Annotated in this window: 7 protein-coding genes; 4 read left to right on the top strand and 3 right to left on the bottom strand. The window is 40.6% G+C overall.

Going from position 1 to position 10,317, the window contains the following annotated elements:
- Positions 1–252: 252 nt before the first annotated feature.
- Positions 253–5,529: a pectinesterase family protein gene (locus SCSH_RS10520; RefSeq protein ID WP_057491853.1), complete on the bottom strand. Its 5,277-nt coding sequence runs from the start codon at positions 5,527–5,529 to the stop codon at positions 253–255.
- Between the two features lie 166 nt (positions 5,530–5,695).
- Here SCSH_RS10520 and truA point away from each other — a divergent pair, with 166 nt between their 5' ends.
- The 4 genes from truA to SCSH_RS10500 are packed head-to-tail and all read left to right on the top strand — an operon-like array spanning position 5,696 to position 8,221.
- The gene (gene truA, locus SCSH_RS10515) at positions 5,696–6,445 is read left to right on the top strand and encodes a tRNA pseudouridine(38-40) synthase TruA (protein ID WP_057491852.1); all 750 of its coding nucleotides are present in this window, start codon (positions 5,696–5,698) and stop codon (positions 6,443–6,445) included.
- Entirely contained in the window at positions 6,435–7,202 is a 768-nt protein-coding gene (locus tag SCSH_RS10510; RefSeq protein ID WP_057491851.1) for a bifunctional hydroxymethylpyrimidine kinase/phosphomethylpyrimidine kinase, read from the top strand. Before truA ends, SCSH_RS10510 begins: the two co-directional genes overlap by 11 nt.
- Positions 7,189–7,656: an ECF transporter S component gene (locus SCSH_RS10505; protein WP_057491850.1), complete on the top strand. Its 468-nt coding sequence runs from the start codon at positions 7,189–7,191 to the stop codon at positions 7,654–7,656. The genes SCSH_RS10510 and SCSH_RS10505 overlap by 14 nt, the downstream gene beginning before the upstream one ends.
- A gap of 1 nt (position 7,657) precedes the next feature.
- Entirely contained in the window at positions 7,658–8,221 is a 564-nt protein-coding gene (locus SCSH_RS10500) for a TIGR01440 family protein (protein WP_057491849.1), read from the top strand.
- Positions 8,222–8,276: 55 nt separating this feature from the next.
- On the opposite strand, the gene SCSH_RS10495 is transcribed toward SCSH_RS10500, so the two are convergent.
- Positions 8,277–9,134 (bottom strand): mechanosensitive ion channel family protein, encoded by an 858-nt coding sequence (locus SCSH_RS10495; protein WP_057491848.1) that lies wholly within the window; start codon positions 9,132–9,134, stop codon positions 8,277–8,279.
- A gap of 200 nt (positions 9,135–9,334) precedes the next feature.
- Positions 9,335–10,147: a formate/nitrite transporter family protein gene (locus SCSH_RS10490; RefSeq protein ID WP_057491847.1), complete on the bottom strand. Its 813-nt coding sequence runs from the start codon at positions 10,145–10,147 to the stop codon at positions 9,335–9,337.
- Between the last annotated feature and the right edge of the window lie 170 nt (positions 10,148–10,317).

Genomic DNA, 10,317 nt, shown 5'->3' with positions numbered 1-10,317 from the left:
CTGTGTGTACTTATGAAATGATAACTATAGAGTTTGTCTACAATCTAATCCTTGCCCTTCTAACAAAGTGATTAATAAAAACAGAGAATTAATTTTAATGTCAATTGAGTGTTAATGCTCATCTTAAATAAAAAATCGAGATCGGTTTCTAACCGGTCTCGACTTTTTGTTATTGTCTAGAAGAAAAGGCAAGGTAAACTGAGAGTTCTGCCATTTTCTCAGTTTAGCCTGCAAATATTTTTTAGTTTAAGACTATTTTTTCTTTTTAACCTTTTTAGCTTTCTTGCTCTTTTTAGTTTTTGATGTTTTAGGGGTTTTAGGAGCCTTAGGAACTTCTGTATAAATAACAGTTTGTGTTATGTTATCAGTAGTTGCCGTGATATTAGGAAGAGGCTGAACAGTTTTAGTATCAGTACTGTAGCCCTTAATTTTAGGGGAAGTTACTGATTTGAAAGAGGCTCCGTTTTTGCTTGCTTTCCAGCCCTTATCTTCAATAATTTGTCCTGTAACACTATCTAAAACAAGTTCTCGGTTAAAGGTAATGGTTTCAATCTTACTCTTAGCAGCCTGTCTGCCGTCGCTGTAACGGTATTCAATAGTACGTGTAACTGTTTTGGTCAGAGAATTCTTATCTGTTCCAGCCGGCCATTTGACTTGGCTTCCAGCGGAAAGAGGACTGCCAGGTTTTCCTGGTTTTTTAGCTGAAACGGTAATTGTTCCATGTTTCAGGTGAACTTCATATTCCTTGACAACATCTGGCTGATCGTAGATGATTCCATTTTTAGGATAATTATCGCTAACCACAATGTAGCCTTGCTTTTTAAGCGTCTTAATATCAGTAGCTGTGCGGTAGGAATTCTTAGTTTTGAACTTCCCGGTTAGCGTTTTAGTAAGGACAACTTTATGAGTCTGGTCATCAATATAATAGATTTTAGCTTCTTGAGTATTAGCGGTATAGGTGACCTTGATTGTTATATTAGCTGTGTTAGCAGTTACGTTCTCAACTGGCTTAATTTGACTTTGCTGAGGTGTGTAACCTATAATCCTTGGAGAATCAACAGCATTGAAACGATTGCCGTTAACGGCTATCCAATCACCGTAGGTTACTTTCTTGGTGACATTATCTCTAGTTGCGGTACGCTTAAAGGTCAGAGTTGCAACATGGTCATCAGCTGCCTTTTTGCCTTTCTCATCAAGATAACGAATGGTTTGTGTGACTGTTTTGGTCTCATCGCTAGTGGTGTAACTGTGGGCAAGATGGACTTCATAGGAAGCATTTTCTTGCCTGTAAATAAGCCCTTCAGTCGGATAATTATCACTGACTAACATATAACCTTTAGCTATATATTTTTGGATGGTATCATTTGTTTGATAAGCTGCTTTTGTAGCAAATTTACCAGAAAGTTTTTGAGTCGTTAATACCTTATTGCTTGTATCATCAATGAAGGTGACACGGGCTCTTACAGTATTGGGCAGATAAGTGACAGTCACTTCAACATTAGCAGAATCAGCCGTAATTGATTTCATACGATTGATTTGTTTTTCACTGGCTGTGTAACCAATAATAATTGGAGATGTCACGGCTTCAAAAGTATTACCATTTAAGGCTTGCCAAGTTCCGCGAGTGATTTCTTTAGTCACTTGGTCAGTTGTTACCGTGCGGCTAAAGCTTAGACTGTTAACATGATCTTCCAGAGCTTTTTCGCCATTTTCATACAGATAATGAATGGTTTGGAGCACAGCTTTTTCTTCTGAAACAGTAGAAGTTGCATGCTGGAAGCGAACTTCATAAGTCAGGCCTTTATTGGCACGTGAGTAAATAAGACCTTGACTTGGATAAGCATCATTGACGAGAACATAACCTTGGCTTTGATAGTTTTGAATAGTATCGGCAGTTTGATAGGTTTCTTGGCTGCCGTAATCACCAGAGAGCTCTTGAGTCGCTAAGATTCGATTGCTTGTTTCATCAAGGTAAACAACACGAATATTGCCCTGACCATAAGAAGCCAAATCGGCATCCCAACTACCAACTTGATTGCCAATCTTCATTTGTTGCAGCAATTGCTGGCGGTAAGCTTGACTGTCGCCTGTTAATATTTGACCGAGTTTAATCTCATGAGGAGTTACAGCTTCTCCATGCAAGGTTTGACTGTTAAATTCTACAAAACGGACATCAGGATGATAAGTAACATCAATCAGCCTACCCTTGTTATCCTTACGTGTCCAAGGACTAAAACGTTGGTCTGAGACACGTTCTGAAACTTTGCTGTTTATAATGGTTGTTGCAGAAGAGGTATTCAGGTAAGTTGGATTTTTAGCATTTTGATCATAGCTGATCAATTTTGTAGAACCATTAGAGCTTCGTTTTGTTTGTGTTGCAATTTCTGTTTGCCAAGGACGAGCTAGGTAGATGTTTGACTTACTAGGATAATCTTCTGAAACACCAAAAGTGCTGTTGTCAAAGACAAGTCCCGTATAGCCTTTGGCAGTGTTTGGTGCTGTAAAGTAACCACTCTTTCTGCCTGGGAAGTAAGTCATATAGATATAAGAATCTTTGATATAAGCGTCAGCATTTCCAAAAATGAAGTCCACAGTTCCTTCGATATAGCTGTTAACAATAACGACACGATTGCCATCTCCTTGTAAGTAGAGAGTATCTTGGCGTCCGATAAAGCTTGAATCGTGAATGGTGATTTTATCAGCTTTGGAATTGAAAGCAACAGCTGGTGTTTGCTCATTTTCACCTAGGTGATCTGTGATATTATAATCATTTTGGAAAGTAATACCGTAAGCTGAGAAGCCTGTTCCGCTGGCGTTGATAATAACGGTAGCACTCTGGTCAGTTCCGAGGTCGTAGGCATCTTTAGGATGGAAAACACCATTGGCATCAAAATTATTTGATGAGTAGTAAGAAGCGCGAATAATGACCTTATTTTTACCAGTGCTATCAGCATTTTTGAAAGTTACACCAGGTAGGTTAACGGTAACTTTTTCACGGTATTCACCGGGTTCAATTTCGAGAATCAAGCGATCTTTTAAAGATGATTTGTTATTATCCAGCGCTGCTTGAATGGATTGATATTGTCCATTCTTTCCGACAGTCACTGTATGTGAAGTGACGGTATTGTCACTAGCATAGTCAAGATCAATAGATGTCAGATAAGCACTGCCAGAACCGTCTTTACTGCTGAATGCTAAAGGAATATACCGAGTTGTTTCTGTGTTTATAATGATGTCGCTGCCTAATTGGACTTCTTGCCCATCTAGTGTGATTGTAAGGTTGTTGTAGTTATTTCCTTTGATCGACAGGGTTGCTCCAGCAGCATCAGCCACTACGGGGATGTAAAGCACAGTCCCAGCATTGACTTGTGTATCTGTATCACGTGGGCTGAATTTTCCTTTGCTGGCATCAATTTTAAGACCTTGGAAGTTCTGATCCTTATCACCTTGGGCGTTAGGTCTTTGTCCGCCTGTAGCTGTTAAATCCCAAGTGGTGTCTTCTGCTTTTGTATTTTCAGGGATTCCTGGAAAAGCAATAGGAGCTTTGCCATAAGAAAGCAGGATCTGATTGAGATAAGTTGTCTGATCAAAGGTAACAGCTAAGTAATAAGCTTTATCACTGGCTGGTACGCTCAAAATAGCTGTTCCAGAGACATTGCTTAAACTATCAGAATCGGTATGAAGGCTTGTTGTGCCTCCAGAAAGTGAGAAGGAAAGACTTGTTCCATATTGGTTAGCTGCGATAGGGATGTAAAGCACAGTCCCAGCATTAATTTGTGTGTCGCCTGATCGAGGTGTAAATTTGGCCCCAGCTTGACTGGCGTCAATTTTGATGCCTTGGAAGGCTTGGTCCTTATCACCTTGAGCGTTAGGACGTTCGCTGTTAGCCAAGTCCCAAGTGGTGTCCTCTGCTTTTGTATTTTCAGGGATTCCCGGAAAAGCAATAGGAGCTTTGTCATAAGAAAGCAGGATCTGATTGAGGTAAGTTGTCTGATCAAAGGTAACAGCTAAGTAATAAGCTTCATCGCTAGCTGGCACATTCAAAACAGCTGATCCAGAAACATTGCTTAAACTATCAGAATCGGTATGAAGACTTGTTGTGCCTCCAGAAAGTGAGAAGGAAAGACTTGTCCCGTACTGGTTAGCTGCGATAGGGATATAAAGAACAGTCCCAGCATTGATCTGTGTGTCGCCTGATCGAGGCGTAAATTTGGCCCCAGCTTGACTGGCGTCAATTTTGATGCCTTGGAAGGCTTGATCCTTATCACCTTGAGCGTTAGGACGTTCGCTGTTAGCCAAGTCCCAAGTGGTGTCCTCCGCTTTTGTATTTTCAGGAGTTCCCGGAAAAGCAATAGGAGCTTTGCCATAAGAAAGCAGGATCTGATTGAGATAAGTTGTCTGATCAAAGGTAACAGCTAAGTAATAAGCTTTATCGCTAGCTGGCACGCTCAAAGTAGCTGTTCCAGAGACATTACTTAATTGATCAGAATCGGTATGAAGACTAGTTGTGCCTCCGGAAAGTGAGAAGGCAAGAGTAGTTCCGTACTGATTAGCTGCGATAGGGATATAAAGAACAGTCCCAGCGTTAACTTGTGTGTCGCCTGATCGAGGTGTAAATTTGGCTCCAGCTTGACTGGCGTCAATTTTGATGCCTTGGAAGACTTGGTCCTTATCACCTTGGGCGTTAGGACGTTCGCTGTTAGCCAAGTCCCAAGTGGTGTCTTCTGCTTTTAGGTTCTGAGGTGTTCCAGGAAAATCAACGGGTGCATCTTTATATTGAATCTTAATTTGGCTTAGGTAGCTTGTTTGATCAAAGATGAGATCAAAATAACCTGCGGCTGTTCCGTTAGGAAGAGCAATAACTACAGGACTGCCACTGTTTACAATGCTTCCTAGTTGTGTGTACAAACTAGTTGTTCCGCCGGCTAAGACTAAAGTAACTTCTGCTCCGTAGGGTGCATTAGCAACAGGGATGCTTAATTTGGTTCCTGTATTGATTTGTGTATCTGTTTGTCGAGGAGCAAATTTAGCCCCAGTTTGACTGGTGTCAATGACAATACCAGCATAGTTTCCGCTTGTTCCTTCAAGGGTTCCCGTTTTAGTGAGTTCCGCAGCAGCATTTTCATCGCTGCTAGAGTTGAAATTCCAACTAGTTTTAGTGTCAGTGTCAGAGTTTTCAGCAGTTTCTGCTGCTGGTGTACTTTGAAGGTTTGCTTCCGTTTCACTGATGACAGTCTTATCAGTGTTTTCATCTGCAGTTTCAGCAGCTGTTATTTGTTCTGGTTGGCTTGTTGCTGCTGTATTGGCTTCAGATGTTAAACCTGTTTCAGGAGCTGTCGTTAATGGGGTTTCGGCTGTTGCTTGCGGCTGGTCCTCTGCAGTCACTGATATATGATTCTCAGTATTAGCAGAAGTATCAGCATAAGCTCTTCCTCCAAATGCAAAAAGAGCGGAGGACGTTACAATAGCAGCAAACATCCAAAACTTTCCCTTTTTATAAGCTCTGTATCGAATTTTGTCTTCTTTCATTCTATTAAACAATCTCCTCTAAAAAAAATACCAAAAATAGTTTTACCATAAAAAATAATAAGTATCAAATAATATTAACTATAAAAACACTTTTGTAAAATCTGTACGGGGACAGATGCTTGATAATAACCTAGAGAAAGAAAATAAGAAATGATAGAATAAAACCATGGTACGTTATAAAGCAATTATTTCTTATGATGGTACAGATTTTTCTGGCTTTCAGAGGCAGAAAAATGCCAGAACTGTTCAAGAAGAAATCGAGAAAACCCTTTTAAAATTAAATAGTGGCAAAGCTGTTAAGATCCACGGTGCGGGTCGGACAGATGCTGGAGTTCACGCCTATTGTCAAGTTATTCATTTTGACTTGGAACAAAAGCGTGATTTGGAAAGGCTGCGTTTTGGTTTGGATACGCAGACGCCAGATGATATTGATGTTATTAGGGTTGAAGAAGTTTCTGAAAATTTTCACGCCAGATATTGCAAACACAGCAAGACCTATGAATTTTTAGTTGATCTAGGACGTCCCAAAAATCCTCTCATGCGCCACTATGCCACTCATTTTCCTTATGAAGTGGATATTGCTGCTGTTGAAGCGGCTATTGAGAAGCTGCGAGGGACACATGATTTTACAGGCTTTACAGCTTCTGGGACAAGTGTTGATAATAAAGTTAGAACAATCAGCCGTGCCGACGTTGCCTTTGATGCTGAAAAACAATTGCTGATTTTTACCTTTACAGGAAATGGTTTTTTGTATAAACAGGTTCGAAATATGGTCGGAACTCTGCTGAAAATTGGCAATGGTCGCATGCCGGTTGAACAGATTGACCGCATTTTGGAGTTGAAAGACCGCCATTTAGCAGGTCCGACAGCTGCAGGCAATGGGCTTTATCTTAAGGAGATTATTTATGACGACTAAATACATTTTAGCGATTTCGGGGAATGATATTTTTAGCGGCGGCGGTTTGTATGCGGATTTAGCGACCTATACAGTTAACAATCTCCATGGGTTTGTAGCAGTGACCTGCTTAACTGCCCTAACTGACAAGGGGTTTGAAGTGTTTGCCACTGACAGTACCGTTTTTAGTCATCAGCTCAACAGTCTTAGAGATGTGCCGTTTTCAGGGATTAAACTGGGGCTTTTGCCTAATGGAGATATAGCAAGGCAGGCTTTAGAATTTGTTAAAGCGCACGCTGACATTCCAGTAGTATTGGATCCAGTTCTGGTTTGTAAAGAAAGTCATGATACAGAAGTGTCAGTGTTGCGAAAGGAGCTTTTGAAATTCTTTCCCTATGTCAAAATTATCACACCAAATTTGACAGAAGCGGAACTTTTGATAGGAAAAAAGATCGGCAATTTAGAAGAGATGAAAGAAGCAGCGCAGGCTTTGTGTGACTTAGGAGCTAAAACGGTTGTTATTAAAGGTGGAAACCGTCTAAGCAAAGATAGAGCAATTGACGTTTTTTATGATGGGCAGGATTTTCAAATCTTAGACTATCCTATATTAGAGCATAATAATATCGGTGCTGGCTGTACCTTTGTGTCGAGTATTGCCAGCCAGTTAGTGCTTGGAAAAACTGCTAACGAGGCTGTTCGGGAAGCTAAAGCCTTTGTCTATCACGCGATTGAACAGTCAAATGATTACGGAGTGAAGCAAAATTATGACCGATCATAAAGTGCAGCGATTAAGTCTTGTGGCTGTTTTAACGGCTTTAAGTGTTGTTTTTGGTTTATTTCTAAAGATTCCGACACCGACAGGTTTTTTGACTCTTCTAGATGCGGGTGTTTATTTTACAGCCTTTTATTTGGGAGGAAAAGAAGGTGCTCTTGTTGGCGGTTTGTCAGGCTTTTTGCTTGATCTGATTTCAGGCTATCCTAACTGGATGCTCATCAGTCTTTTGGCGCACGGAGGGCAGGGCTATTTTGCTGGTTGGACCGGTAAAAAACGTTATTTCGGGCTCGTCTTAGCCTCTTTGACCATGATTGGATTCTACTTTTTGTTTTCTATTCCTTTTTATGGTCTGGGAGCTTCGCTGGCCGGTATTTGGGGCAATGTCCTGCAAAACTTTTTTGGCATGCTGATTGGTTACCTTGCTTGTCTAACTTTTAAACGTTTGGGAAGGAGATAAGATGGATTTACAAGAAATAGAAAAACAAACGCACAGCATTATTGCTGACATCATTGAGCGATCGGCTATTAAACAAGGTCAGATTTTTGTGCTGGGTCTATCCAGTAGTGAAGTTTCTGGCGGTGTGATTGGGCAGAATTCCAGTCTTGAGATTGGCGAAACGATTGTTAAGACAATCTTGTCTTATCTTGATGACAGGGGTGTTTATCTGGCGGTTCAGGGCTGTGAGCATCTCAATCGTGCTTTGGTGGTTGAACGTGAATTGGCTGAGAAAAAAGATTTAGAAATCGTCAATGTTCTGCCGACTCTTCATGCCGGCGGGAGCGGACAGCTGGCGGCCTTTAAATACATGAAAGATCCTGTGGAAGTCGAAGAAATCACAGCCCATGCGGGTCTTGATATCGGCGATACGTCTATCGGTATGCATGTCAAGCGCGTGCAGGTTCCCCTGCGTCCTATTCTGCGAGAACTCGGTGGAGCACATGTAACAGCCTTGGCCAGCCGTCCCAAACTTATCGGCGGTAGCCGGGCAACTTATCAGCCTGATCCTATTCGTAAATTTTAAAAAAATCCCTCTTATCAAAGGAGCAGACAACTACTCTGATAAGAGGGATTTAACATTATTTTTGAGCTTGAGGCATAATGTTAACTGTAGGCAGAGGAATGCCAGCCGTCGTTAGTGCCTCTTGATACAGACGATAGAAAATATAATAAATCTGAACCTGTTTGCCATTTTGGACAAAGATGTCCACCCGAAAGACCATCTGTCCTGTTGTCAAAGAAGTGGTTGCGCCCAAGATATTAGGGACGCCAACGATTTCAGGATAATTTGGGAGATTTTCCTCATTGACTTTTTTGATAATGGTGGTTACTGTTTCAAGATTGGTATTAGCATAAATGGGGATGTCGATCTGCGCCCGCATATCACCGCGGGACAGATTGCTGACGATACTAATGTTGCGGTTGGGAATGAAATGCAGGGTTCCATCGAAGTCACGGATTTGTGTTGTTCGAATACCAACGTTGGAAACTGTTCCCGAAATATTTCCGGTTGTTGCATTTAATTTAACAGAGTCACCAACATCAAACTGGCGCTCAAGTAAAATGAAAAAGCCGTTGACTAAATCAGACAGAAAGCCTTGTGCACCAAGTCCTATAGCCACACCAGCAATTCCCGCACCGGCTAAAAGACTTGAAACAGGCAGTCCGATAATTGCTAGCACCCAGTAAATCAACAAAAAATAAAGGCTATAGTCCATGAGGTTGTGAAACAGCTTAATAAGTGTTTTTTGCCGACCTTGGCTGTATCTAGCTAGAGAAATGGATTTTTTAACCGTTTTTTCAAAAAGATAGCCGATACATTTTTTGCTGATGAAAAAGAGCAAAAGTAACAGTACAATGGACAGAAGTTTGGAGGAGAATTCAAAGATTATCTCCTCAATATTAAAATTTCCCAGATAAGATGTTATAAATTTCATGATTTTAGTGTATCAAAAAAAGAGAAAATAAAAAACAGAAAGAAGAGCAGAAATTCAAAATTAGTATTTTTTACTGCTTAGCCAAAAAACACTCAGCATAACCGATACTGAGTGTTTTGATTATTTGTGTGATTATGAGTTCGTTTCGCAGCTTTAAGAACGAAAGAAGTAAACCACCCATTTGACGGGTAGTCGATTGGTTATTCCTTATGCGGAGTTTTTGTTTGATTGAGCCAAGCATAGGCCAGACCAATAAAGACACCGCCGCCGATCCAGTTGCCAAAGAAGACAACAATCCACTGGCGCAGAACATTGATGAGTTCAAGTCCCTTGATATGTTCGACAGAACTGAAAGCAGCCAGCATAAAAGAAGCGAAGTTAGCGATCAAGTGTTCGTTGACTAAGAAAACAAACATGAAAATGGCTGAGAGAGCAATGGTGATTTTGGCACTTTCTTCTTTGAGAAGCATGTAGCCCAAAATAGCAATGTTAACGAACATATTAGCTGTAATACCTTCAAAGAAATTTTGCCAGTCACTCTTAGCCAGCTTTGTCTGCACAGCATTGACCAAAAAGCTTTTATTTGTCAGCTGATCAAAAGAAAAGGACTGATTGAAAAGCCAAGCTAAGATAATGGCACCAATCAAATTGAAAAAAGTACAAGTCAAGAGAATGGTCACAGCTTTCTTGAAAGAAATGTGTTTGTAGTAAGCTCCTGAAGAGAGAAACATCATGTTTGATGTTGCCAACTCACCATTAAAAAGCAAAACATAAACTAGGCCGAAGCTAAAAATAAAAGCAAAGGCAAAACGGCCGAAGGCAGGAGAAAATTGAGAAATAACATCGGCAGCTATGGCACCGACTGCGGTACTCATTGTTAGATAGGCACCTGCAAACATTGAGCGTAGAGCGTAGCGCCCGATGCTCTCATCAAAAAGAGCTTCTTTTTTGCGGCAGGCTGCAGCTATTTTTTCCTGAAAAGGACTGGCTGCGGTAGTAGAGGGTTGGATCATAGTAGCACCTTTCTAGAAAAGCTATTTAACATTTTTATCACTTTCTCTCATATTATACTTTTTTTTATAGAAAATGAAAAGGATTTCAGAAAAAGAAAAAAATTTCAATGGAAAGATAACTTACAGGTTATAGACAAACTCTATAGTTAACATTTCACAAGCACACACAT

Origin of the sequence: Streptococcus orisasini (genome assembly GCF_001431045.1) — a bacterium.
Lineage (GTDB): Bacteria > Bacillota > Bacilli > Lactobacillales > Streptococcaceae > Streptococcus > Streptococcus orisasini.
This window is presented reverse-complemented; position numbering and strand designations above follow the sequence as displayed.

Bases quoted from the DNA above. Each gene is read 5' to 3' on its own strand.
- SCSH_RS10520 (WP_057491853.1), bottom strand. From the start codon at position 5,529: ATGAAAGAAGACAAAATTCGATACAGAGCTTATAAAAAGGGAAAGTTT.
- SCSH_RS10490 (WP_057491847.1), bottom strand. From the start codon at position 10,147: ATGATCCAACCCTCTACTACCGCAGCCAGTCCTTTTCAGGAAAAAATA.
- SCSH_RS10505 (WP_057491850.1), top strand. From the start codon at position 7,189: ATGACCGATCATAAAGTGCAGCGATTAAGTCTTGTGGCTGTTTTAACG.
- SCSH_RS10495 (WP_057491848.1), bottom strand. From the start codon at position 9,134: ATGAAATTTATAACATCTTATCTGGGAAATTTTAATATTGAGGAGATA.
- SCSH_RS10500 (WP_057491849.1), top strand. From the start codon at position 7,658: ATGGATTTACAAGAAATAGAAAAACAAACGCACAGCATTATTGCTGAC.
- truA (WP_057491852.1), top strand. From the start codon at position 5,696: ATGGTACGTTATAAAGCAATTATTTCTTATGATGGTACAGATTTTTCT.
- SCSH_RS10510 (WP_057491851.1), top strand. From the start codon at position 6,435: ATGACGACTAAATACATTTTAGCGATTTCGGGGAATGATATTTTTAGC.